The 24,756-nt window shown below is 47.0% G+C and carries 23 protein-coding genes; 11 read left to right on the forward strand and 12 right to left on the reverse strand.

Features of this window, described 5'->3' with window-relative positions; genetic code table 11:
- Positions 1 to 141: 141 nt before the first annotated feature.
- Positions 142 to 1,182 (reverse strand): DUF1573 domain-containing protein, encoded by a 1,041-nt coding sequence (locus B9N89_RS28630; protein WP_132325479.1) that lies wholly within the window; start codon positions 1,180 to 1,182, stop codon positions 142 to 144.
- Between the two features lie 164 nt (positions 1,183 to 1,346).
- Between B9N89_RS28630 and B9N89_RS28635 the strand changes: the two genes are divergently transcribed.
- From B9N89_RS28635 to B9N89_RS28640, 3 genes are read left to right on the forward strand one after another with little or no spacing between them, the layout of a single operon-like run.
- A complete protein-coding gene (locus tag B9N89_RS28635) occupies positions 1,347 to 1,715 on the forward strand; it encodes a hypothetical protein (protein WP_132325476.1) in 369 nt (122 codons plus the stop codon).
- A 1-nt stretch (position 1,716) separates the two neighbouring features.
- Positions 1,717 to 1,986: a hypothetical protein gene (locus B9N89_RS31605; RefSeq protein WP_159455708.1), complete on the forward strand. Its 270-nt coding sequence runs from the start codon at positions 1,717 to 1,719 to the stop codon at positions 1,984 to 1,986.
- A 29-nt stretch (positions 1,987 to 2,015) separates the two neighbouring features.
- Complete coding sequence (locus B9N89_RS28640; protein ID WP_159455709.1) at positions 2,016 to 2,924, forward strand: alpha/beta hydrolase family protein; 909 nt, start codon at positions 2,016 to 2,018, stop codon at positions 2,922 to 2,924.
- Here the strand turns inward: B9N89_RS28640 and B9N89_RS28645 are convergent.
- The 5 genes from B9N89_RS28645 to B9N89_RS28665 form a co-directional block, all read right to left on the reverse strand.
- The gene (locus B9N89_RS28645; protein WP_132325470.1) at positions 2,921 to 3,589 is read right to left on the reverse strand and encodes a hypothetical protein; all 669 of its coding nucleotides are present in this window, start codon (positions 3,587 to 3,589) and stop codon (positions 2,921 to 2,923) included. The two genes, B9N89_RS28640 and B9N89_RS28645, sit on opposite strands and share 4 nt — an antisense overlap.
- A gap of 102 nt (positions 3,590 to 3,691) precedes the next feature.
- Positions 3,692 to 4,258, reverse strand: coding sequence for an RNA polymerase sigma factor (locus B9N89_RS28650; protein WP_159455710.1), 567 nt, complete (start codon positions 4,256 to 4,258; stop codon positions 3,692 to 3,694).
- Positions 4,255 to 5,076, reverse strand: a complete 822-nt coding sequence (locus B9N89_RS28655; protein ID WP_132325464.1) for a hypothetical protein — start codon at positions 5,074 to 5,076, stop codon at positions 4,255 to 4,257. Before B9N89_RS28655 ends, B9N89_RS28650 begins: the two co-directional genes overlap by 4 nt.
- 26 nt (positions 5,077 to 5,102) lie before the next feature.
- Positions 5,103 to 6,758, reverse strand: a complete 1,656-nt coding sequence (locus tag B9N89_RS28660; RefSeq protein ID WP_159455711.1) for a caspase family protein — start codon at positions 6,756 to 6,758, stop codon at positions 5,103 to 5,105.
- Between the two features lie 131 nt (positions 6,759 to 6,889).
- On the reverse strand, positions 6,890 to 9,379 hold the full coding sequence (locus B9N89_RS28665; RefSeq protein ID WP_132325457.1) for a hypothetical protein: 2,490 nt from the start codon (positions 9,377 to 9,379) through the stop codon (positions 6,890 to 6,892).
- Between the two features lie 231 nt (positions 9,380 to 9,610).
- On the opposite strand from B9N89_RS28665, the gene B9N89_RS28670 reads away from it, so the two are divergent.
- The 5 genes from B9N89_RS28670 to B9N89_RS28690 all read left to right on the forward strand — a co-directional run bounded on the left by B9N89_RS28670 (position 9,611) and on the right by B9N89_RS28690 (position 14,761).
- Positions 9,611 to 11,002, forward strand: a complete 1,392-nt coding sequence (locus tag B9N89_RS28670; protein ID WP_132325454.1) for a sigma-54 dependent transcriptional regulator — start codon at positions 9,611 to 9,613, stop codon at positions 11,000 to 11,002.
- A gap of 98 nt (positions 11,003 to 11,100) precedes the next feature.
- Positions 11,101 to 11,652, forward strand: a complete 552-nt coding sequence (ruvC, locus tag B9N89_RS28675) for a crossover junction endodeoxyribonuclease RuvC (protein WP_159455712.1) — start codon at positions 11,101 to 11,103, stop codon at positions 11,650 to 11,652.
- A gap of 14 nt (positions 11,653 to 11,666) precedes the next feature.
- On the forward strand, positions 11,667 to 12,680 hold the full coding sequence (hemB, locus tag B9N89_RS28680; RefSeq protein ID WP_200820815.1) for a porphobilinogen synthase: 1,014 nt from the start codon (positions 11,667 to 11,669) through the stop codon (positions 12,678 to 12,680).
- 1 nt (position 12,681) lies between these two features.
- Positions 12,682 to 13,932, forward strand: coding sequence for an FtsX-like permease family protein (locus tag B9N89_RS28685; RefSeq protein WP_159455713.1), 1,251 nt, complete (start codon positions 12,682 to 12,684; stop codon positions 13,930 to 13,932).
- Positions 13,933 to 14,074: 142 nt separating this feature from the next.
- Complete coding sequence (locus B9N89_RS28690) at positions 14,075 to 14,761, forward strand: hypothetical protein (protein WP_132325445.1); 687 nt, start codon at positions 14,075 to 14,077, stop codon at positions 14,759 to 14,761.
- A gap of 45 nt (positions 14,762 to 14,806) precedes the next feature.
- Here the strand turns inward: B9N89_RS28690 and dnaJ are convergent, their stop codons facing one another.
- Genes dnaJ through uvrA form a run of 3 tightly spaced genes read right to left on the reverse strand, consistent with a single transcriptional unit; the run spans position 14,807 to position 19,546 of the window.
- Positions 14,807 to 15,913, reverse strand: a complete 1,107-nt coding sequence (gene dnaJ, locus B9N89_RS28695; RefSeq protein ID WP_132325442.1) for a molecular chaperone DnaJ — start codon at positions 15,911 to 15,913, stop codon at positions 14,807 to 14,809.
- Positions 15,914 to 15,944: 31 nt separating this feature from the next.
- A complete protein-coding gene (gene panB, locus B9N89_RS28700) occupies positions 15,945 to 16,763 on the reverse strand; it encodes a 3-methyl-2-oxobutanoate hydroxymethyltransferase (protein ID WP_234996190.1) in 819 nt (272 codons plus the stop codon).
- A 41-nt stretch (positions 16,764 to 16,804) separates the two neighbouring features.
- Entirely contained in the window at positions 16,805 to 19,546 is a 2,742-nt protein-coding gene (uvrA, locus tag B9N89_RS28705; RefSeq protein WP_159455714.1) for an excinuclease ABC subunit UvrA, read from the reverse strand.
- Between the two features lie 67 nt (positions 19,547 to 19,613).
- On the opposite strand from uvrA, the gene B9N89_RS28710 reads away from it, so the two are divergent.
- Complete coding sequence (locus tag B9N89_RS28710) at positions 19,614 to 20,057, forward strand: SPOR domain-containing protein (protein ID WP_159455715.1); 444 nt, start codon at positions 19,614 to 19,616, stop codon at positions 20,055 to 20,057.
- 17 nt (positions 20,058 to 20,074) lie between these two features.
- On the opposite strand, the gene B9N89_RS28715 is transcribed toward B9N89_RS28710, so the two are convergent.
- Both B9N89_RS28715 and B9N89_RS28720 read right to left on the reverse strand, forming a co-directional pair.
- Positions 20,075 to 20,539 carry a hypothetical protein gene (locus B9N89_RS28715; protein WP_132325433.1) on the reverse strand — a complete coding sequence of 155 codons (465 nt, stop codon included), beginning with the start codon at positions 20,537 to 20,539 and terminating at the stop codon, positions 20,075 to 20,077.
- Positions 20,540 to 20,617: 78 nt separating this feature from the next.
- Complete coding sequence (locus B9N89_RS28720) at positions 20,618 to 21,121, reverse strand: hypothetical protein (RefSeq protein ID WP_132325430.1); 504 nt, start codon at positions 21,119 to 21,121, stop codon at positions 20,618 to 20,620.
- A gap of 94 nt (positions 21,122 to 21,215) precedes the next feature.
- Between B9N89_RS28720 and lepA the strand changes: the two genes are divergently transcribed.
- A complete protein-coding gene (gene lepA / locus B9N89_RS28725; RefSeq protein ID WP_132325427.1) occupies positions 21,216 to 23,018 on the forward strand; it encodes a translation elongation factor 4 in 1,803 nt (600 codons plus the stop codon).
- Between the two features lie 3 nt (positions 23,019 to 23,021).
- Here lepA and B9N89_RS28730 read toward each other — a convergent pair whose 3' ends face one another.
- Positions 23,022 to 24,008 carry a lytic transglycosylase domain-containing protein gene (locus B9N89_RS28730; protein ID WP_159455716.1) on the reverse strand — a complete coding sequence of 329 codons (987 nt, stop codon included), beginning with the start codon at positions 24,006 to 24,008 and terminating at the stop codon, positions 23,022 to 23,024.
- A gap of 225 nt (positions 24,009 to 24,233) precedes the next feature.
- On the opposite strand from B9N89_RS28730, the gene B9N89_RS28735 reads away from it, so the two are divergent.
- Entirely contained in the window at positions 24,234 to 24,575 is a 342-nt protein-coding gene (locus B9N89_RS28735) for a hypothetical protein (protein WP_132325421.1), read from the forward strand.
- Positions 24,576 to 24,756 lie beyond the last annotated feature (181 nt).

The following is a 24,756-nucleotide window of genomic DNA, read 5'->3' on the forward strand; positions in this document are numbered from 1 at the left end:
CACAAGCTCCTCACTCTTGAGGAGCTTTTTCTTTATGCTCTTTGAGGCTTTTGAGATGCTCGATTGCGAGAAATCCATACCAAACCATGGGCAGAAAAAAGACAGCCGAAAAAAGATAATAAAGCGGCATATACATATCATTTACTCCTGGAAGAATGCAAAAAAGTCGAGTCTGATGGTCTTATGATTTGGGTGATCTGTAAAAACCTCAATATCTCCATGGACAGCGCCTACAAGATGATCGCGATTATGGAGCTCAATCGTCATCTTATGGCGGTCGCTGGCGTCCCCCTTCAGATCTAAGGTGAGGTAGTCCTGGCTATTGACAGCTTTGCCATTGATCTCCATCGCCACTGCCGTGTCTAGGATTCTGAAGTACTGATTGCCAGCCAGCTTAAGCTCTTTGGTTTTTGTGCGATTATCACCAACAGCCCCAAACTCGATATACTGAGGCTCGTGAATAATTTTACCTTCTACTCTAGCGACTACCGGAATCGTCAATTCCGGTAGGTGTTCCAAATCTGTCTGTAAAACGATAATGTCTTTCAAAATACCCGGCTCCTGGGGACGAATGTAGATATCAACGGCCCACTTTTTTTCACTCAGCGCCGCAACTTGGACATCAAAACTCGGATCGTGTAGAGAACCCTTAATCTCCAAAGGCTTTCCATGAATCGAATCAATTTCTACCCGGCGATGAACCACAATATCCGACGCAATATCCTTGAGGTCCACAAGCGGAGGCTCTACACGGAGGCTATTTTGGACAACAGCCTTCACCGTTAGCACTCGAATACTATTGCGGCGGTCATTGCTCATGATTGTCAGATTCTTACTTACTGGCCCACTAAAGTCCGCAGTATCAAATACTACCCTCAGATGGCCAAGCTCTCCCGGCTGGTATACGCGGCCTGGGTCAATTTCCGTTGCGGTGCAGCCACAGCTTGCATGGACACCCTGAATCACGAGCTCACCATCACCCACGTTTTTAAAGGTGAAGTCATGGCTAAGCTTCTGGCCACGATGCACGCTTCCAAAGTCCTTTAACCGACCCGTAAATCGAATTTTGCCAGGCTTCTTGCTAATCTCGGACACAATATCACGTTGGACTCCCAAGGCGATTGGCGAGACCACTATCAAACACTCCAGCAGCGAGCATAACATCCATAATTTTTTAAACATTTATACATTATCCTTTGCGAGTCTCTGCAAGATCCTCATTTCGCTTTATGGATTTCATTATAGGCAATTAGGCCCAATGAGCTAGTTCTATCGCAACTCGGCAAAAATTACCTTCAATGGCTACCCCTACCCCACCGACGCAGTACTTGAGTGTAGGAGTGAGTATGTTTCTTGATTGGCTCAATTTTATCAATGAAGATTTTCGCACGGCCTTGGGTAACCTTGAACCGAAAGACTTCGCCTATCCGTCGTATACGCTTCTATGGCTCATTATCCTATTCTTTCCTTTGGCCGGTATTGATCGGCAAGACCCTATTGCCGGCATGGTTTACATACTTTACTGCCTCGGCGCGGGGGCCACACTACTTTTCGCTCTACCTAATAATTTCGATAAGTTATCTGATTTTTCCATTCACCTGACATCTTTAATTCTGATGGGGTTGGTCGCGGGATACCGTTGGTTCCACCGCAACAACCAGACCATGACCAGGGATGAACATGAAGAGAATGTAGCTAAGAAAGGGACGAAGTAGCATGGACGTAAGAGACTCTCAGTTTGATACCAAACTTTTGGTTTACCGCACTCGCCAGATTGCCCTAGCCCTTATTATTGTCATCGTAACCGCGCTCTTCACTTTTTACATCCGTGAAGGGATCGCAGCAGGTCAGTCATGGCTAGCCATTGGCTTCCCTCTATGCATTGTTTCGCTCGCCTTTATTTTATTCCCTTCTACCGAGGAGTGGGAATACAAAGCTTGGCAAAGCAAGGCACAGAAGATCGAGCAACAAAGTTCAGGAAAGTGAATATCATGGGAGCCCTCAGATGCATATCAATGGCAATCTGTTTACTCAGTCTTGGGGCATGTAGCAGTGTGCCCTTTGAGCCTAAGGACTACAGCCGCGGCTACAGTGATATCCGACTCTTGATGAACCATCGTCCGCCTACTGTCGACGACTTTTTTAATCAAGGCCCAGTGCTATTTGAAAGGGATCAAAACCTTGAAATCCAGCTCACACACCAAGAGTCTATTCTAGTAGACTTGTTTTTACCCAAGCAAAAGAAACCATCGCCGCTTTTGGTATTTCAACATGGCAACCATTCTTCTAAAAACTACCATCAGTACCAGGCCTTGCTCGCCGCGAGCTGGGGCTTCAATGCCATGACTGTAGAGCAGCCCAACAAGGGCCAGTGGCTAGAAAACGGCAAACGTCTGAAAAAGCTAGTAGACTTGCTTTCCACCTGGCCAAAGTTTCTCGACAGTCGATATAATCCTGATAAAATTATTTTGGTTGGTCACTCTTTTGGAGGCTCTGCAATCGCTATTGCAGCAGGTATGGGTGCTCCTGTCGATGGACTAATCTTTCTTGATCCGGCTCTAGTTCATCGTTCCGTCATCCAGTCTTTGAAGAAGATCAATGCACCCTCAATTCTATTGGGAGCAGACGAAAAGGTGTTTCGTTCTCGCCGACGTCACCAATTCTACCGGCATGTTAAGGGTCCAATGCTGGAGGTATCGATTAAGAACGCCACCCATAATGATGCTCAATTTCCCAATATGTTTTCCTGGAAACAAGCCTTTGGTCTAGCTCCCACAACCGATGAAGATCGGCAGAAACAGTTTGCTGCAGCGATCGTCGCGGCAGCTTTTAGCATCGCTGAATGGGACAGCCCTTCTTACTTCCTAAAAGCCGCCCAGAAATCTGAAAAGCTGGCCCTGAAGCGTTATCGTCAACGCCTCTAAGGTCGGCCCCGTTCAAAGCTCAAGGAGAGTTTCACCCCTGGTCCTTGGAATTCATCAATGGCTTGTTGAGTCCAAATCACTTCGATTTCTGTTGGTACAGGAGCCAATGCATCATCCCCGAATAAAACCGGTTCCTTTGATCCTGGCTTAACTTGTAAATTTAAGATGGTCTTTGTCTCTGCTCCCTGCGTCCAGCGAAGGCTCAGAAATGCTGGATCGAACTCACAAAAACCTACAAACGCTACGTTTGCTTTGGCTTGTAGTTGATTCACAGCATTGGCAGTCAGTTTACTTAGTTCACCATCTTGCCAAGCGTGCAGCTCGCATCCATCCGATAAAGACTGTCCTGTAGTCCCACTTTTATATCCCAAATAACCTTGGACCCCGTGAGGTTGGTTATCAACTTGCGGAATCATTAAAAAACATAGAACTGCTGCCGCAGATAGTAAGCCTGTCAGAGCTACCGTTCTTCGATGATTCTTTTTGGATTTGAAGTGAACAACAGGATTAGATTCGGCGCCGCCAACTAGCCTACGGAGCTCGTGTTCGACGTCCTGTTCAAGCTCAGCATCGCTCAGCTCTTGGGTTTCTTGCTCGACGTCTCGCGCTATGGCAACGAGCCGTTTCATGTCCTCGTGATCGAGATGTATCTTCTTTAATTTCATGACGTCCCACCCTGTGTCCTCAAAACATCCTACCTTTTGTTTAGACAGTGCCGGACCAGAGATATTGCGTCATTTAAAAGATTCAGTTATTTCGGGCTTTTATCAATTGAGCTCAAGCCCATGCTCCTCAACAAGGCGGACCATAGCCTTGGAAATGACGAGCCGGAAGCGGCGAAGATGGGACAAAACCGTGTTTTGCTTCATATCGAGAGTCACCGAAATATCCTTAACTGCCTGTTTTTCAAGATAAAACATTCGAGCAATGGTCGCGCGAGGCTCGCCCTCATGATTCTGGATCAGCTCTCTCAAAAGCTCGATCGACTGTTCGAAGTGAATGGATGCCATCACATCGTCAGCAATCAGCACCACATCCGCTGGGGCACCGTCGCTCTCCTCGATATGGTCAGTTCCCGTTATGGAAACTGTCTTCTTGGTCTTTCGGATCTCATTCAAGCACTTATTGCGAGCAATGGTTAATAGCCACCCTCCAAAAGCCTTGGGTTCTTTGAGGGTAGAGAGGCTCTGCCAAGCTTGGATGAAGATATCTTGGATCAAGTCGTCTGCGGCGCCATTACGAAAATTGAACTTTTGAACCGTCGCAGCAACAGCACCATAGTACTTCTTGTAGATATCTTCGAAACTTCCGAGTCCTATCTCATCCTTTGTCATTGAATTCCTTTCAATTTCAAGTCCGCGTCGATACCCCATCCAACAGGAACAGATCCAATCGCTTCTGCTGTAAACGAACTCGGCAGCTGGATTCCTTCTGCCACCGGCTCTGCTGTAACGAAAATGGTTGCCGTTGTCATCTCATCGATATCGATGGCTACCACCTCTCCAGCATCCGTCACATACCCCTTAGCACTGTCAATGCGAGCATTGATCACTTGCGATACCGTAACATCACCAGCAATTCTCAGATGAACATAGCCGGAAGAGCTCCCTCGACAGTCCATCTCTAAATTTACTGGCTGCCCTTGAGGCACCAAAAATATGCCATTCTCGACATCTAAATCACCACCAGCGACGAACTTATAGTCGCAGTCAATCTGGCCATCATGACCCTGCCCTTTAAATCCCGAGTAACCCGCGTCTTGCGATACTGGACCGGGCTGCTGATTGACAACGATAAGCACCAATGCGGCTGCGGCAACCATACCCCCCATCCAACGCCAAGAACCTTTGCTACGATGCTTCTCAAGATTGACAACATTGCTAGAGATCGGTAGCTCCGTAGCTGGTTTAGCTGACAGCTTCTCTTGAATACGCTGCCAGTTTTGCTGTTGATTCGGAGATGATTCAGTGAGGGTAGCTTCATCAGGAGCATCTGATAGAAGGCGAGATAGGTCTTGAGACAGTTGTTGCTCTTCGTTAGCCAATTCATCGTCCGAGAGATTTAAAGCATCCAGCTTTTTCTCTTCTTCAGCCATGAGCTGAAGAAGCTTTTTTTTGTCCTCGGAGGAAAGGTGAACCTTCTTTGTTTTCAAAGGTCAGCTCCTCGTAGTTTAAGTCATCACCAAAACGTTCCCATGTAGATGCTCGAAGATGCCGACCAGATCACAGGATCTGACTCGTTGGTAAAATTCTGATAGGCGCTCAATTCCGCATCCACTCCTAATTTTACCAGATGATAGGGAAGGATCATATCCAAGCCAACGAGCGCAGTGCCACCAAGTACCGCTGTGGCCGAATTAGGCGTGTCAAACGCTTCTTCCTCGACATCCCTTTTAACAAACATCACGGACGGGCCTGCACCCATCTTAAGCTCTGTTCTAAGGGACTTGTCAGATGCAGTCAATGATCTGAGGCTATGGCGAATGCCTAAACTTGCTGAGACGATACCAATTTGGCGATCTTGCTTGAACTTTCGCCCCTCTGCCGTGATCGTTTCGCTGATGCTCGGCAGATAGCTAAGCCCAAGGGATAAGTCATAAATATCGATGGCCTCGTCTAGGCGATATTGCAAGCGAACTCCATGGATCGTCGATGGGGCGTAGCCCTCACGGATATTGCTCTGTGCAAAAGCCAAGCTATGACTACCAACTGTCAGGGTGTGGGGCAGTCGAGGTATCAGGTAATTTGCTACCGAGTACTCTCGTCCTGCTTCAAAACTAACCACCCGATCAGCAACAACTTTCTCACTTTCTGGGTCTCTCAAAGTCAAGCGAACCTTGCCTTCAGGAACAACAATACCTTTTTCAAGAGCGCCCATGTCTTTGCCATCAACCGAAACTAAGAGGCGAGAGAAACGCCCCATGAGCGAGTACAAGCTTGCCCGAGATTTATTGTTGATCGTTCCTTTAACTACCATTGGATCAGCTCCAAGCAACTCCATGATTGCTGAAGGACGTTGGCGACCCTGGGTATATTGGTAAGTCATATTCGAAGCAAAAGTATGTGCCTCGGTAATCGATACAGCACCATCTCCGTTCTGATCTTGCTCCAAACCTTTCAAAAGAAAGTGGGTGTAGACATCGTTTTGCAGGTTGGAGTCTTCCAGTGCAGGCTCTTTCCAACCACTTGCCGTCAGGACAATTGAACCTTCAGCACGCTCGTAGATTGGCTCTTGGAAGTAAGCAGACTTCAAGGAGGCCAAGGCCCGCTTCATCTGAGGGGTTAGAATAGATTTTCCAACGCCTGAGTGACAAAAAGCAAGGATCAGAACTTTCTTTCGAGACTTCAAACGAGAGAAGGATTCCATCAACTCATCGTAGTCAATCGCTGTTTCTTTAAGGTTCTTAGGATCAGTGTCGCTAGTGATAATATAGCGACCCAAAGTTTGACCACCGTCTTTATAAGCAACCGTACCATGGGACGATATGTATACTACGATCATATCTTCATCGTTTCGATTCGATTGATACAAGCGCTCAAATGCTTGCTCGATCTCTGCTTTGCTTACCGTTGGGCTTGAAGGAGTCTCTGTTACCAACATCCCCCCATCAAAGCCGATAGACTCAGATGTGAATGCCTGATAAACATCCTGAGCATCTTTACTTGCATAACGAAGATCATGCCAGAGGTCTGACTGAAACTTGTTGACTCCAATCGAGAGAACAAATTTTTTGGGCCGGAGGCTTTCCTCAATCTCGGCTCGGCTGGCACTCGTTCCCGGACGTGCGACCAAGAATATGGCACCTAAAACAAGGAAATTTAACAGTTTTGACATAAAAAAAACTCCTGAAGGACTCCAAAAGGTAGGCCTTTTTAACATAGCACTGCAATGCTATCAAGAGTTTTATAGTATTGAGCAACATTTTTTAAGCAAAACTTGACAATCACTAATAAAAAATCAGGATTCTAAACCCTTAGTGGGCTTGCCGGAAGGCGACCTGACAGGTCTAGGCTTGATGACGACGCCATTGTATGCCTGATTTTCGAGTAAGTATCTGAAATTATGAATTTCTCTAAGTTCCAACGGAATCTTGCGGAGCACTCCATTTTAGACACGCTCCCCAAAGCGTCTAAATGGTCTTGATACATGACCGTTGTCACCCGAAAAATCAGGTCTCCAAGAACCTGAAAACCTTGACTATTATCCATCTTCGAAGACAGGCTTAGGAGCTGGTACCAAGCCTTTCTCTGCAAGGGGCTTAGGCCCCGCAACCATTTACCAATTTTGCCGTGGGCCTGACCATCTTGAATCTTGTGGAGCTTTGGTATCAGCATCTCAAGCTGATCATGGAGCCAGGAAAGCTGCCAACGCCAAGCGCTTACCCCAAGGCGATCCGCAACCTGGATCATGACACGCACCCAGGGGGTCTCAGGTAGGGAAGGAATAAAGATTGGGCGCTCATGTTGGTACATTTCAGGGTGGCTCGAATAAACTCGCTTGCCTTGAATCAACCAGGGGGTCTTAGATAGTATCCCTTCAAATTTACGATCCTCTTTGGAGGCTGCCTGGCGCTTAATCGGCCTCACCTTCCGATCGACCGTCGATAGCAACTCGGGAATCTTCGCTCCAATGAGCAGTAGAGACTCGGCTAGCATGCGCGCATCTCCAGACCAATCACCGTATAGGTGGATCATGTGGTCTACAGGCACGGGTCGTATGGTTTGCTCACGGCGCTTCTCTCCCGATAGAATCCAAACCTGCTCGACATCACGATTGAGCACCTTCCGATCATGGAGAATTGTAGCGATTCGCCAGCAAACATCGGCACGTTTCTGATGGCTATGCAGTTGCCAAAGACGCCCTAAAGCCTGATTTGTGAAATGGCTCAGCTGGGCCTTCTTATGAATCAAGGCAATTTCACAAGGCTCGTCTTGCCTCTTTCTAATGGCATCCATGAGCCGATCTATCGCGGGAAAGTCGAAGTGATTCATCTTTGTTATATAGGCGCTAATTTCTTCACTAGTAACGTCAAGATAATGGCCCACAACTCGAACTCTAGCCAGGACCTCTTCGCGATCTCCTTCAGCAACGGCAGGTGTTCTACTCAACCAGGACATGAGTTCATGGTGAATTTGGCTCCAACTAAGAGCATCGGGAACAGAGTGAGTTTGGTCGATACTTTCCTTCGCCAACCAAAGAAGGCTTTCATCACGAAAACCATTGGCCACGAACTTATGAAGATTAGCAACACCTCGCCAGTAGCGTACCTTTTCTGAGTCTACACTTTGGAAATAGAGCATTGGTTCCCAAATAGCTCTTTCAAAGATTGGGGCATGGAACTTCATTTGATGAGTCTTGAAATGCGCAAAAAGGTTGGGTAAGAGGTATTCGAGTTCCACATGATCCAGCAACGCCTGGCTAAGCTGGTTCCACGCTTCAGCACTTTCTGGAAACCACTTGCTGGGACTCCGAAGTATTTGATTGAGAGCATTTCTTTCTTGGTGCCGAATACCATTCTTACGATCCAGAGATTGGAAAAACGACCGGAATAGCTTAATACGGCCCTGCCAAGTGCCTTCGCTCGCCAGTTTTCGTCCAAAAAGACAGTGACCATTACGATCGAGATCCACTTTAAACTTTATAAGCATATCAAGAGCTTCTTTAAACTCAGGCGCATCAGGGGGAATCTGTTCTAGAAACTCTCGGGCTCTATCCTGCTTGCCGAGGCTGTAGGCAAGCTTTCCTAATTCGAGATCAAACAGAGAACGCCTAAGGTTCAGCTGCGGCCCGTATTCCTGAACCGCACTAAAAATATCAGCCTGTGACTTTGTCAAAAACTGCCAAGCCTTCACCTGATTGGTACAACCATAGAGCGACCAAAACACGTAGAGCTTTTCAATGCGAAGCAACTGACCCTGGAAGCTCTTCTGATGGAGGAAAAAATTTAGCACCCCTTCCTTGCCCTGCTGCCAGAGCTTGAGCACAATGTAGGGCCTCAGATCTACACCTACTGCAAAGTATGAGGCTGGGTTACGAGTTTTTAACTCAAGGAGTAAGGCAGTCAAATCTTGGCTTCTGCCATGCAAATAGGCAAGTTCTATCATCTTGCCTCCAATCTCAGCATTGGGCCAACGATCGAAGATATCCCAGGCGTAGGGCTTCATATCTTGCCAATGGCTTTCCAGCGAAATCAGGCGCCGAAGAACGATTTCAGACTCTTCTTCACGATGAATCAATATCGATCTTTGCTTTGTCTGACTCTTTTCTCCTCCTTGTCGGCTTGCATTGTTTACTGCTTCTTGCTCCGGTTTAGCTTGTGCTGGAAGATGAGTTGCAGTCTGCTTTTCAGTTGGCTTCTTTACACTTGGCTCTGGCGGATGAAGATCAAGCTTCCGCATGAGTTTGTTCAGCCTGAGTCGACGCAATCGATCAGAAAGTGATTTATCGGAATTCATGGTTATCACCTATGGCCATCAATTTTATTCGACGTACAAGTCTTATTCTACCACGGCGGCTTTGTGATAAGTTGCTTCGACAGAGCCGTAACGAAGGACCCACATACGGAGCAAAAAACTCGCTAAAACCCAGAGATAATAATAATATTGACGCATATTAGGCTTTGTTATAAAACGGGCGAGACCCTGGCACTAAAGCAAAACATCGATGTTATGAGATGAGGATCTTTTATGACCAATATTATGGTCTTAGACTTTGAGGGAAGCTTTGAGGAGCACCTTGATATTGTCCGCGGGTCAAAAGTATCTTATGTCAAAAGTACTCTTGAAATGTATGAGCTGTGCCAAGAAGATTGCTATGAAGCAGCCATCATCGACTTCGATCACCCCTTGGCTCACGTGGATTCTGTCGAAAAAATTAAATCCGTAGCGCCAGGTATCCATATTCTTGGCTTAAGCACTATCCCGGACGTGCAGCTGATTGTAAAAGCTGTTCAATCAGGCGCCGGAGACTTCATCGCCAAACCGGCATCGAACGAAGAGATCAAATCATTTCTAGATATAGTTAGAAGGACGAAGGTCCTAGGAACGTCACCTCATGCCACGATCACTCTGCGTGATGGGCGGCCTATCATCGGCAATTCCAACCCCATTCGGCAAGTTTTCACCCTGATTGAACGCCTATCAAAAGTTGACACAACGGTTTTAATACGCGGCGAAAGTGGCACTGGTAAAGAGCTTGTCGCCCAGGCTCTACATAATAACTCTAGCCGAAAGGACCAGCCTTTCGTTGCCGTCAACTGTGGTGCGATACCCGAAAATCTTATCGAGAGTGAGCTTTTCGGCTTCGAACGGGGCACATTTACGGGAGCTGATCGCCGCAAAGTCGGTAAGTTCCAATTTGCCAACCGGGGCACAATCTTCCTCGATGAGATAGGAGACGTTTCCCCCCAGATGCAGGTTAAATTACTGCGGGCTCTCCAGGAAAAGAAGGTGACTCCGGTGGGTAGCCACGAAGAGATACCGATTGATGTCCGAGTCATTTCAGCAACCAATAAGCCTCTAGAAACCATGGTAAAAGAGGAAACTTTCCGATCCGATCTTTACTACAGGCTGAATGTGATGCCGATCCATCTGCCTCCTCTTAGAGACCGCACTGATGATATCGAAGCTCTTTGCCAGTTCATGATCGAAAAGTTCAACCACCTCCATAGCCGCTCAATCCAAGGGCTTAGCATCGAGTCACTGGATCTTCTGCGAAGCTATTCGTGGCCTGGTAATGTGCGTGAGTTGGAAAACGTCATCGAACATGCGTTTATCATTGAGAGCACTCAGACCATTCATCGCGAGGCTTTGCCTCATTACATCGTCGACCAAACGGGTCCTGATATGGGCTCCCAAAGCAACGGCGAAGGGGAAGGTTTTCCTCTGTTTTCCGGTAAGCAAGATGATCTTAAGTATCCAATGCTCAAGGAGCAGTTTGAGAAAGAGTTCATCAAAACTGCACTAAAAACGTACCGCGGACGAATCAATCTCACTGCTGAACAAACCCAGATGACCAAAGTGACTTTGCTGAGAAAGCTGGAGAAGTACGACATAAACCCCAAGGACTTTCAACACTGATCCACTTATGGGATCGGCCTTGCTTCAGATAGAGTTCATCGCAAAATCATGATGCTTCTGATAAGATCAAACTTTCGTCAACCACCGAGGGATTGGCCTTGTCTGGCATCATTTTGGGAATTGATCCCGGCTCTCAAATAACCGGCTTTTGTGTTCTCAGGCCAGGAAAGCACCAAAACTTACGAGACTTTCGAGTTCTCGATGCAGGCATCATCAGGCCTCGGCGGACGCTCAGTCATAGTGAAAGGTTAGGTCAGATTCACGAAGCCATTCATCAACTCACATGCCAGTTCCAACCCTCTGTCTGTGTGATCGAAAAAGGTTATACTGGGATCAACCACAACTCGGCACTGCGATTGGGAGAGACACGTGGCGCCATTATAGCTGCTGTACAGCGTGAGCGAACTCCTGTGGTTGAATCGACTCCAACTGAGGTTAAGAAAACTGTCACAGGTAATGGCCACGCGAGCAAAGAAGATATTTCTCTATCTTTAAAGTGCCTGATTGGTTTTGATCGTGGTGGTTTGCCTTTCGATGTCACCGATGCGGTCGCCATAGCCTTGAGCTATGGCATGAAAGTGGGTATTACTGAAAGAATCGAACGATTAAACCTTAACCCGAGAGCTGAAGCGTCACCGAAAATTTATTAGCTAAGGATCTGTAGATGTCAATTCACGGTTATAGTCAATTCCCCCAGAAACGGATGCGTCGCCAAAGGTTCAGCAAGTTCTCTCGTGATCTCGTTCGCGAGCACAGTTTGAGCGCCAAAGATTTTATCTACCCTGTTTTTGTTCTTCCTGGAGAAACACAAAAACAAGAGGTCCCATCAATGCCGGGAGTGGTTCGCCAATCCCTTGATATATTGTTAAAGACTGCTGAAAAATGTGTGCAATTGGGAATTCCTGCCCTTGCCCTTTTTCCAGTCATAGAAAGTGAGAAAAAGAGCGAGGGTGCCGAAGAAGCCTTCAATCAAGAAGGCCTGGTTCCAACAGTAGTCAGACGCTTGAAGAAAGAGTTTCCCGACCTTGGCATCATTACCGACGTCGCCCTCGACCCCTATACCATCCACGGCCAAGACGGGCTGATCAATGACCAAGGTTACGTGCTCAACGACGAAACGACCGCAGTCCTTTGTAAGCAGGCGGTCTGCCATGCTAATGCTGGAGCTGACATTGTTGCTCCTTCCGATATGATGGACGGCAGGATCGGAGAAGTTCGAAAATCTCTCGATCAATCGGGCAGCAGCCTAACCCAAATCCTGTCTTATGCAGCAAAATATGCTTCGTCATTCTACGGACCGTTTCGGGATGCTGTAGGAAGTGCTGCTAACCTTGGTTCCGGGGACAAGTACACCTACCAAATGGACCCTGCAAACAGCAATGAAGCCTTGCAAGAGGTAGCTCTCGACCTAAAAGAAGGTGCTGATATGGTCATGGTAAAACCAGGTTTGATCTACCTCGATATTATCCGCAGGGTCAAAGACAACTTTGCTGTACCAACCTTCGCTTATCAAGTGAGCGGTGAGTATGCAATGTTAAAGGCAGCTGCAGAAAAAGGTTGGATTCAATATGAAGCCTGCGTTCTTGAATCTCTTTTGTCGTTCAAACGCGCTGGTGCCGACGGTATTCTTAGCTACTTTGCTATTGAAGCCGCTCAGTGGCTTAATGAGCGAGGCTAGGATGTCTATCACCAATTATATCGCTTTGCGATACTTGAAGTCTAATCGAGAGAATCGTTTTTTCTCATGGATCACAATACTTTCCGTATCCGGCCTTGCCATCGGTGTTGCTGCGCTAATTGTCGTTTTGTCTGTGATCAATGGTTTTGAGCATGAGCTGAGAAAGCGCTTTTTACACGCCAATGCTCATATCATGGCCTATCGATACCCAGCAGGAATGTCAAACCCAGAGAAGTGGGCCGACGTCATCTATAAAGACTTTCCCAAACAAGTAAAAGGTGTATCACCATTTATTCATTACGAGACTATGGCCAAGAATAGCTCGATTCTGAGAGCAGTCCTTGTCAGAGGGATTGCTCCCAAGGAGCGGGAAAAAGTTCAAAGTCTAGAAGGCTTGATCAGGCCATTCTCGGCTCTCGATGTCTTGCAAAAGGAAATGGATGATCGTAAAGCGGGCAAGCCTAAGCCTGAGATACCGGGCATCATTGTAGGCTCAGGGCTGAAGCGTATTCTCGGGGTCGAAGTCGGCGATAAGCTCAAGTTGATTACACCAACTGAAAATCGATATTCCGAGACTAAAACGTTTAAAATCGTGGGTGAATACGATTCCGGGCTCAAACACTATGATAACCGCTTGGTCGCCATGAGCCTTGCTGCAGCCAAAGATTTTTTTGGGATGGGTGATTTGGTCACTGGCTTAGAGATTGGCCTTCACGATGCCGATCAAAGTGGAACGATTGCCGAACGCATGGATTCCAAATACAACCTATCCTTTCGCGAATGGCAAACTTACAACCGACCTTTATTCGAAGCCATGGAACGGGAGCGTCTTGTCATCTCACTGATTGTTGCGATGGTTGTTGTAGTCGCTGGATTCAATATCCTCACAACGATCTTTGTATCTGTGAGTCAAAAGCAAAAAGATATTTCCATTCTGAAATCTATCGGCGCTAATAACTCGCAGATTCTAAAAATATTTATCTCGCAAGGTGTTGCCATAGGCTGCTTGGGAAGTGTGATTGGAGCTGTGCTTGCCCTAGCCATATCGAAGTTTCTTGAAACTTATCAATTCATCGAACTACCTGATCCATACTTTTTGCAAAGTCTTCCGGTAGACTACAATTATTTGACATATGTGGGGGTGTGTTTAGCCGCCATCACCATTTGCATTGTCGCGTCTTTATACCCTGCCGTGATCGCATCACGTGTAACACCAACGGAGGGCTTTCGCGGCACAGGTCAGGCTCTTTAGCCGCCAGATGTACCCATAGGTGCAGAAATTTTGATTCTGCGATACGTTCACCCCCTGTAACGGGCCAATTATCTATTGTCTATTAACCTCACAGAACGCTAAGATAAGCCCGATGCATCTAATTTAAACGGAGCACGATAAATTGGTTCAAGAAGAAGGGAATAATGTCAAAAAGAAAAAAATTCCCGCTGGTTCAGTAAAAATTCAAATGGCCGGTGACTTACTTTTCGCACGGAGCCCCGATCGCGACTTGTCACAGCTATTTCGGCGCTATGAAGCTCTGTTGGAACGACTCGCCAATATGGATCGTGAAGAGAGAACTTTAAATTATAAGTTTTTTCTTGGCCTGATTCTCACAAGCCACGCCAAGAAAACCCAGGATATTGACGAGCGTAAAGCCATCTTCGATCTGAAGAACGACCTTTTCTTCAATATTGCTAACAATCGCAATACCCGCCGCAAAGTTGGGTTTCGGTACCTAGCATCTAAGAATTTCAGGGTGATCAAATTCTGCGAAAAGTGTGTAGCTGAAAACACGAAGGAAGAAAGACCCAGACATAAGTGGAAATTCTGTGAAAAGTGTGATGTGGATCGAAAGTTCTACAATGTGCTTCAAATGTCTCACCACTTTGAAGACGGCACCATGTCTTTGTTTCTAAGTAATGACCTCGTTCATAAAATTCCAGGGCTGAAGCTCAATCAGAAGGGCAAATTGGAAGGCGCTAAGGAAGAAGGTCGCTTCGACAAGTATCACTACAATGTGAGAAACCTAGATGTATTTGACATAGATTCCGTAAAAGCTGTCCATGCAAAGCTGCTTAAAGCTTAGGGGTGAATCCTAAGCTTTAAGCCAGCCTTAGATTTCAATTTGTCTCTAGTCACCAAACAGCTTATTAAAAAAGCCGCCTTCTTTTCCCCCTGCAGCTTCACCACTTATTTCTGCAAGTCGAGCGAGAAGTTCTTTTTGCTCTTTATTTAATTTCGTTGGAATGCGGATACCAAGATCGACGTAAAGATCTCCACGACCGACTCCCCTTAAACGAGGAATGCCTTCACCAGCAACAGTGAGTCTGTGCCCATGCTGCACTCCAGCAGGCACTTCAATCTCAACTGGGTCACCGCCTAAGGTAGGTACTTTGATTTTACAGCCGAGGGCTGCTTGGGTCATACTTACATCTGCATTAAAGATAAGGTCGGAGCCATCTCTCTCGAAGTACTCGCTGTCTTTAACTTGAAGGAACACAAATAGATCGCCGTTTGGTCCTCCACGACTGCCGCCTTGTCCTTCACCGGCAACTCGCAACCGCACCCCTTGGTCGACTCCTGGGGGTATCTTTACGGAAACCTTTTTAGACTCCACAGTTTTGCCGCGACCTTTACACGCCTTACAGGGATTTGAGATAATCTCACCTTCACCATGACATGTGGGGCAGGCAGCAGCTACAGAAAAGAAACCTTGGGTTCTTCGAACCTGACCAGCTCCTCCACAAGTGGGGCAGGTTTTCTTACCACCTGGCTCAGCTTTGCTACCATTACAACTGCCGCAAACTACTTCGCGGTTGTATTCAATATTCTTTTCGACTCCAAATGCAGCTTCTTCAAACTCAAGAACTAAATCGTATCGCATGTCTGCACCCTTGCGAGCACGAGTGCGGCCTCCTCCACCAGCTCCCGAAAAGCCGAAGAAGTCTTCGAATATAGAACCAAAGCTGGAGAAGATGTCACCAACATCAGAAAAGCCTTCGAAACCTTGGCCTGATAAACCAGCATGTCCATAAGCGTCATAAACTTTTCGTTTTTCGTCATCCGATAAAACTTCATACGCTTCTGAAGCCTCTTTAAACTTCTCTTCAGCCTCGCGATTATCAGGATTGCGATCTGGGTGATATTTTAGAGCTTGTTTGCGATAAGCTTTTTTAATGTCTTGGCCCGAAGATCCACGGGATACCCCCAGCACTTCGTAGTAGTCCCTCTTTTCCATCTGAGGTTGTCCTCTCTATTTTTATCTATTCTTACTTTTTAAACGTATGTTCTTCCGCTGGAAATGAACCACCCTTTACGTCGCTGACGTATTCTTGCAGAGCATTTCGAATTATTTGCCCCAAGTTCGCATAGGTCTTCAAAAACTTCGGTTTAAAGTCATCATTAAAACCCAATAAGTCGTGCAGTACAAGTACCTGCCCACTGGTTCCCGCACCAGCTCCAATCCCAATCGTGGGAATTTGAAGTGACGCTGTCACACTTTTAGCCAGTTCATCGGGAACAAGCTCTAAAACCAAAGCGAAGCAGCCCGCTTCTTCAAGCAACTTAGCGTCTTCGCTCAATCGCACCCCTTCGTCACCACGCCCTTGAACACGATACCCCCCTAAGGCGTGGATCTTTTGAGGGGTAAGCCCTAGGTGCCCCACAACTGGAATTCCAGCATTGGTGATGGCTTTAACTTGAGGTAAAATTTCCTCACCACCTTCAAGCTTTACAGCTTGCGCTCCACCTTCTTGAACAAGTCGCGAAGCGTTTTCCAAAGCTTGTTCCACAGAGATATTGTACGACATGAACGGCATGTCCGCGATCAAAAGCGGTCCTTGCAAAATCCGGGATACAGCAGCTGTGTGATGAACCATCATATCCATTGTCACTGGGATTGTGTCATCAAACCCCAGAACCACATTCCCCATGCTGTCGCCCACCAACACAGCATCGATATCGGTTTGATTCATGAGCGACGCAAACGCCCCATCGTAACAGGTTATCATCGTGATCTTTTCAGATTGATCTTTCATCTTCCGTAGCGAAGCCGCGGATTTCTTTTTAATCTGGCTATGCTTACTCAATCGCACCTTCCCCTGTGAGCGCCCCAACGTTTCTAATGAGCTTAATTTAGGTAGCCACTCGTAATGGTTGATTCTTGCTGCAAATCCTTCGGAGTTCCTTCGAAAACAATTTGACCTCCTTCAGATGCGGCTTCCGGCCCAAGCTCCAAAACCCAATCCGCAGACTTTATAACACCTAAATGATGTTCGACAACAACGACAGTATGACCTTTGCCGACCAATATGCGGAATTGCTGGAGAAGCATCTGGACATCTCGATCGCTCAAGCCTGTTGTAGGCTCATCGAAAATAAATATTCTCGGCTTCTGATCTTTATTTTCGATCAGAAAGCTGAGTATTTTTAAGCGTTGCGCCTCTCCCCCAGAAAAAGAGCTAGTATGCTGACCTAAAGTAACATAGTCCATTCCAACCGCTGATGTCATGTCGAAAATACGCGTTAATTTCGGGATGTCGAAAAAAAACACTCTCGCCTCGGCCACCGTCATCGCTAGAACGTCTAACAAGGACTTGTCGCGGTACTTTATATCTAATACCGATTCTTGAAAACGCAAGCCCCGGCAGGATGGACAGGTTACATTCATCGCCCCCAAAAAGGAGAGATCCTCTTCCACCGTCCCCAAACCCTTACACTCTTCACAACGCCCTCCCGGCACATTGAACGAGAAGTAGCCAGGTTTTAAATTTTGAGCTTTCGCTAGAGGAGTCTCAGAGAAAAGCTTCCGAACCTCCGTTAGAATTCCTAAGTAGGTAGCAATATTCGAGCGCGTGGACCGCCCTATCGGTTCTTGACTCATCAGATGCACATCAGAAAAATCTCTCACGAGGCGCTCAGGCTTAACCTTAGCCCCCTTCAGCTCGCGATCCAGCTCCACCTCTTTGCCGATAATCCGACATAGAAGCGGGTAAAGAGTATGGCGGATCAACGATGTTTTTCCGCTCCCACTCACACCACACACTGCGGTCAGGGCCTTAACAGGAATCCGAGCTGCGACATCCTTCAAATTATGAATTGCCGCTCCCGATAGGCTAAGAAAGGTGTGTGGAGTATCCCCACCCATATATTCCCAGTCGATTTCCGTAGCTGAGGGAAGGCTCTTCGGCGAGCCTTGGTAAATCAGCTCTCCCCCCCGATGGCCAGCCTCAGGCCCCACTTCGATCAGATGGTCCGCTCCATCGATAACTCCTTTTTCATGCTCTACAACAACAACTGTATTGCCTTGATCGCGAAGGCTCTTAATCACCTCTAAAAGGTTTTGGCTGTCTCTGGGGTGCAAGCCAGAGCTTGGTTCATCAAGACAAAAAAGAGTATCAGTGAGGTGGCTTCCCAAAGACCGCGCCATATTGATTCTCTGCACTTCTCCTCCAGATAGGCTTTTGGAAGATCTGGCTAGATGCAGATAATGAACACCGATTTTATTGAGGTAGGCAAGCCGCATTTGGGCTTCAGCAAGTGCCTCCTGAAGCCCCATGGAAAGCTGAGCCGTGGCATCCTGGTCACCGTCCAAACTCCTAAACTCGGAAAACCATTGCTGCAAATCATTAAGCGTCATTCGGGATAGATCGATGATGGATTGACCGTTTACTAAATAATGACTGACAATAGGTTTGAACCTGGTTCCATCGCACTCATCGCAAGTATCGTAGGTATGAAATCGAGCACTGTGGATACGATAATGGGCCTTATACTTTTTGCTATCCAGCCAAGCAAAGTAGCCTTGAATTCCCTTAAATGAACCTCGTTCATCACCATTGTAAAGCCATTCCCAGTCTTCTTCACTATATTCACAGAATTGTGTTTTAGGATTGAGCCCGCGGGCTTTGGCACTCTGCGTGGCGATTCGGTAGTAAGACTTATGCTGCCCAAAGTTCCAGGCTGATACGCCTTCCGTATCAAGGGACTCACTCTCATTAGGGATAATCTTATGATGGTCCAGAACCGGCACCCTTCCGAACCCTTGACAAGATTCGCAGGCTCCCAGGGGATTATTGAAATTAAAAAGCGACAGTGAAGGCTCAAAGTAGCTCGTTCCACAGGTTTCACATTGTAAATGACTGGAAAAAGTTTTTAGCTCACCTTCCCCTATGTGAATGACCACCTCACCACGCCCCAGCCTCAGACCTAAACTCGCACTCTCTAAACAACGATGGAAGTTCTTCTCATTAAGGGAGAGTCGGTCAATGACAACGTATCCCGTTTTTAGCGCCTTAGCTGGAGTATCTTCGATGCGAACGACCCCTCCGTCTACCAAGGCCCTTGTGAACCCTTGCCCTGCAAGCTGCGCCTTAAGCTCGGCAGCCTTAAGTTTCGCCCAATGACTCATCGAAGCCATCACTAGAATCTTAGCACCTTCATGTGACTGGTAGAGCTGCTCGGTAACGGATTTGCCTGTTTCCTTTTTGACGATGGTGCCGCAACAATGAATTTCCGCGGCTTGAGTTAGAATGATACGCACTAGATCATCTAGTTCTGTCATGGTTCCGACAGTCGATCGATTGTTTTGCCCCGCCTTGGACTGTTTCACTGCAATCGCGGCAGGGATATTGCCCACATCTAGCACCTTGGGCTTTGGCAGGGTCTTAAGATACTGCCGCGCAAAGCTGGAGAGGCTTTCCACATAACGTCGATAGGCTTCTCCGTATAAGGTATCGAACACCAAAGAGCTTTTACCCGATCCACTCTTCCCTGTGACCACAGTATAAGCACCCAATGGAAAAAATGCGTCGATATCCTTTAGATTATTGGTCGACACCCCTTTTAGCCAAATACTCTGCTCTCTGTTCAAGCTTATCTCCTAGAGTGTGTTCACCCTTGTGATATGATGAATGAGACAGCCTTATAGGAGCCTCATTATGCCAACCATCGTACAGCGATTGCTGCTGTCTTTTGTGCTGCTTAGCACCTTGGGTGCGTCGTTCTTTTTCTCGATGAGTTATTTCATCGATGAAGCTACATCCCACGGGACCCTCAGTCTAGCACCACCGCCACAGGTTCATGAGCCCTTATTTTATTTCGAGATTGGAACCACTCCCGACAGTGACTTACCTGCGGCTCTCCCCGCGACACCTCAATATACCGTGGAGCTTAGTAGCAGTCAGAATGAAAAAGAGGCACAGAGGCTGGTAAAGAAGCTCAGTATGGAAGGTGTTGAAGCGTTCTATACCCCGCTCAATCAACGGGGTCATGTGGTATACCGAGTCAGGAGCGGCATTTATAACTCACGAGAGCAAGCCCTAAAGCAAGCTAGTTTCTTGGCTCGTGAGTACCGTATCAAGGGGCAGGTCGAGCGCCTCTAGCGGCTATTCACTAGCTGTTAACGCTGCGGATGAATAAGATCTGGGATGGTCATATGTGGAGGGTTCCACTCGACCCCCTCAATCTCGGCCTCCGTCCAGGGAGTGCTTTGAATCACCATCGTGTCAGGGGTCTCCTCATATTCCGGAAGACCTTTCAAATCCGGGCTTGAAGAATCGAGCCGCTCATTGCTTCGCAAAGATCCTAGATGTTCTAACGGTTGACGAGCACCGTTGATGAGGAGATAGACTTGGTGCCGCAAAATCTGATCAAGCTTCACACCGGGTAAACCAGGCAGCCAGTCGCCCTCCTTCACAAACAGAGACTGACCATTTTCAGTATTCTTTATAACTGCAATGGATTGGCCTTGGGGCGACGAAATCACGCCCATCAGTGCTAAATGACGAGGGCTTGCAATGGCTGATAACTCACACACCATCAGTGAGAGCGATAAAGGCACGATCACTTTGCTGAGGATTCTCATGACCACCTCTTCCATGTGTCTAGGCTTTTACTATAACCATGAAACTCTCTTGGTACAAGGCTTCAGAGGCAAGTGACTCTATTTTTGGCGATCGATTTTACCATCGAAATTGAAGTCAAACTTTCGACTTTGCGTTTTCCCGCTTGGACCAAGTTCCTCAAGCATGTCGATGAACCCATCTTTGTTAAAGTCCCAACCACGATAGCGGAGGTAGCGATCTAAGACTTTATCTTCGAGCATCGTCACTTGAAAGAATGGAATGTAATTGGGTAAGGGATGTTTAAACGCAGTGGTTTCACCTTTTTCGAGAATATAGTATCCCTCAAACTTAGCCAGTGCTTCACCCCCTGGAGCTGGTTGAGAGCTGCCCTGAGATACGGCCACCGAGCCCCTTGAGTCTTCAGGTGCATCTGGTATATTCCTCGGAGGCTCAGCGTGTACCTCGATTGCGGAGCTGTCGGCCTCGGGCGACTTTGTTGTTTTTTCAGTTGTGACACAGGCAGACCCTATTATAGATATGAGAATCCCCGCGACGAACGGTCGGGGGCCGGGACACCGTTGGTGGGATTTGATCATAGCCATTTTGTCTCTCCTGGTTTATCATGACCACAATTTTTATCGGAACGTAATGACTGGGTTTTAGTCCGCCCAGGAAGCTCACAGGAATCGACCGCGTATGCAAGATGTAAAATTAATCAGAAATTTCTGTATTATTGCACATATCGACCACGGCAAATCAACACTTGCTGATCGTCTTATAGAAATGACAGGCTCCCTCACAGATCGCGAGATGTCTGCCCAGGTTCTCGACAATATGGATATTGAGCGTGAGCGCGGCATCACTATTAAGGCCCAGACTGCTTCGATGCAGTACAAGGCTAAAGACGGCAATATCTACCTACTAAACCTAATTGACACACCAGGTCACGTAGACTTTAGCTATGAAGTTTCGCGAAGCCTTGCTGCCTGTGAGGGCGCGCTTCTCGTTGTTGACGCAGCGCAGGGTGTCGAGGCCCAGACTGTTGCTAACGTTTACCTTGCAGTGGAAAACGACTTGGAAATCATTCCCGTGATTAACAAAGTCGACCTCCCCAGTGCCGATCCAGAACGGGTGATGTTACAGATCGAAGATGAGCTAGGGATCGATGCTTCTGACGCTGTTCCGTGTAGCGCCAAAACCGGAATTGGCATTGAAGATATTCTAGAGGCCATCGTGGCCCGTATTCCTGCTCCCGCCGACGACAACGATAAGCCTCTTCAGGCATTGATTTTTGATAGCTGGTTTGATTCCTACTTAGGGGCTGTCTCTCTGATCCGAGTTATGGCTGGTACTATTCGAAAAAATCAGCGCATGCAGATGATGTCGACAGGCAAGAACTTTGAGGTTTTACAGGTGTGTCAGCTGACCCCGAAACCCCTTGAAACTAAACAGTTAAGCAGCGGTATGGTGGGGATCGTTTCTGGGTCCATTAAATCCGTTTCTGAGACTCGGGTTGGCGATACCATTACCGACCCTAAAAACCCTGCTAAGGCTCCGCTTGGTGGCTTTCAGAAGGCTAAACAGATGGTCTTCGGCGGGATCTTTCCTATTGATGCTAGTGAGTATCAAAACCTCAAAGACAGCCTTGAGAAGCTTCAACTCAATGATGCATCTCTCACGACTGAGCCAGAGTCCTCTCAGGCGCTGGGTCTAGGCTTTCGGGTAGGTTTCCTAGGCCTCCTACACATGGATATCATCCAAGAGAGATTAGAGCGAGAATACGGCCTTGAACTGATCTTTACCGCCCCAACCGTCGTATATCGTGTTGGCCTGAAAGATGGGACTGAGCATAAAATTGAGAATCCATCAAAACTCCCTGACCCAACTACGATCGAATATATCGAAGAACCCTATGTGGCGATTACGATCCATACCCCCGAAGAATTTATTGGTGGTATCTTGAAGATTCTGCAGGAAAAACGCGGGATTCAAAAGGATATGGAATACACGACCAGTAACCGGGTGAAGATATCCTACGAACTCCCCATGAACGAAATGATTTTCGACTTTCATGACAAGTTAAAGAGTATATCCCGTGGATATGCATCGATGGATTATGAGGTTATAGACTACCGACAAGGGGATCTAGTCAAAGTAGATACTCTCGTCAATGGCGATAAAGTTGATGCGCTGGCTTTGATCTGCCACCGAGTCCAGGCTCCATTCCGTGGCCGCTCTTTATGTAAGAAGCTAAAAGAAATCTTGCCAAGACAAATGTTCCAGATCGCCCTTCAGGCAGCAATTGGTGGCAAAATCATTGCCCGTGAATCCATCTCTGCGATGCGAAAAGATGTTACAGCCAAGTGTTACGGTGGTGATATATCACGGAAGCGAAAGCTCTTGGAAAAGCAGAAAGAGGGTAAAAAGCGAATGAAACAAATTGGTAACGTCGAAATCCCACAGAAGGCGTTCCTAGCGATCCTTAAAATCGATGAGTAAGGGCTACTGCTTAAGTTCTCGCCCCTTTGCTCTTCTCCCTCTCGCAATCGCCTTTTGAAGGCGTTTGCTGTCCCTCTTCCTCTGCTCATACCGTTTTGCAGCATTTCGAACAGCTAGAAAGCTAGGATAAAAGTTTTTAGCTGCGAAGCCAAAGATCCGGGTCCGATGGCGTTGCCTTATCAACATATAATCACTAGAATTGTACTTTTTGATGGCCCGTACAACCCCGTTAATCCCATAATTATAAGCTGTGATTGCTAAAGGCCAAGATTGAGTCTTTCTGTAGTTATCTTTTAGAATTCTCGCTGCTACAGAAGTTGATAGATACGGATTCAATCGATCATCCCTCCGCCGGCTCACCTTGATGAACTGCCTGGCAGTGCCCGGCATCAATTGCCATAGGCCACGTGCCCCTACTTTAGAGTGGGCTTTTGGGTTAAAGCCACTCTCCAAATGAGGCAAATAGGCTAGATCGTTTGGAAGACCTAGTGACGCAAACCGTCTTTTGATCATGGGAAGATATAGTTCCGAGCGAGACAGGCTTTGGCGAAAGTCAGTTGCCACTCCTCGTTGGCAGCGAACCCGAGACTGGGCTTTTCGATAATACAACCCCTTGGCTAAAGATCTTGGTACTGCAGATACGATTCTTTTTTGTAGCCATGTATGTGGCTTCTTGCCGCTAGCGAGATGTCTCAAATCTCTTCGGATCTGATCCTTCTGCTTTTTAATCTGCCTTTTCATCATTCGTTTGTCGTTCAGAGGGACACGACTCACCAAGAAAACCACTTGAGGATGCTTCGCATCATGATAAACACACTGGTTGGCTTCATATTTTGTAAAAATATCCTCCCAAAACTGAACTATTGGCACCAGGCTCTTGGGCACGTCCATGCTGCTAGAAAGTAGTCGATTGCTGCTCTTATGAAAGAGCAACCCAGCCCATAAGAGCTGAGGAACGACAAGACTCAGCAATGCGATTCCGTAATTCATAAGCATCTCGGCTAAATGTTTTGGGAGCTATTTCATTGTCTCCTCTGCCGATAACGCTGCCAAGGACCGTGCACTTTTTGCCTAGAATTGCTTGTTAACGGGGGTCAACCTTACCTCCTAAGCACCCATTAATAATGCGGTATCTAGCTTTCCATAAAATATCTTCAATTTTTTCTAAAAGACTACCGATATTGATAAGGCACGATTGAAAAGCGAGGGGGGACCATGAAATCAGAAAAACTTGACCAGAAACCATTGTCAGGTTTCACGAAGTTTGAAGCGAAGTTTATCAAACAAACTGGCCGATCCAGGTTAAAAGTTATGGCCATTAGCGCCATAGCAGCGCTGCTCGGTGTTGCAGCTATGTTTTTAACCCTAACCGAGCTTGGTCAACTTAATGATAATATCGCTGGTGTTTTTGAAAGCTCGGATGAAGTGCAAATGGCAGCTCAGGCAGACATCGACCGTGGCCCCGTAGAAGCTGCAATGTCTGAAGAAACTGCAGAGCAAGAGTCTCCAAAAATTGAAGATGAAAATCAGCGACCACCATTGGATGGACAGCGATAAACTGTGAATTTTAGGATCTAGCTAGCTCTTCTAGCAAGCTGATTCTTAAGAACAAAATAACAAAAAACCCTCTGACGAATTCTCATCAGAGGGTTTTTATATTTTTAGGCTGCGTCGAGCTACTCTCCCACTCTTATTAGAGCAGTACCATTGCCGCTGAGGAGCTTAGCTTCCGAGTTCG

It is taken from the genome of Pseudobacteriovorax antillogorgiicola (assembly GCF_900177345.1).
GTDB classification, from domain to species: Bacteria; Bdellovibrionota_B; Oligoflexia; order Oligoflexales; family Oligoflexaceae; genus Pseudobacteriovorax; species Pseudobacteriovorax antillogorgiicola.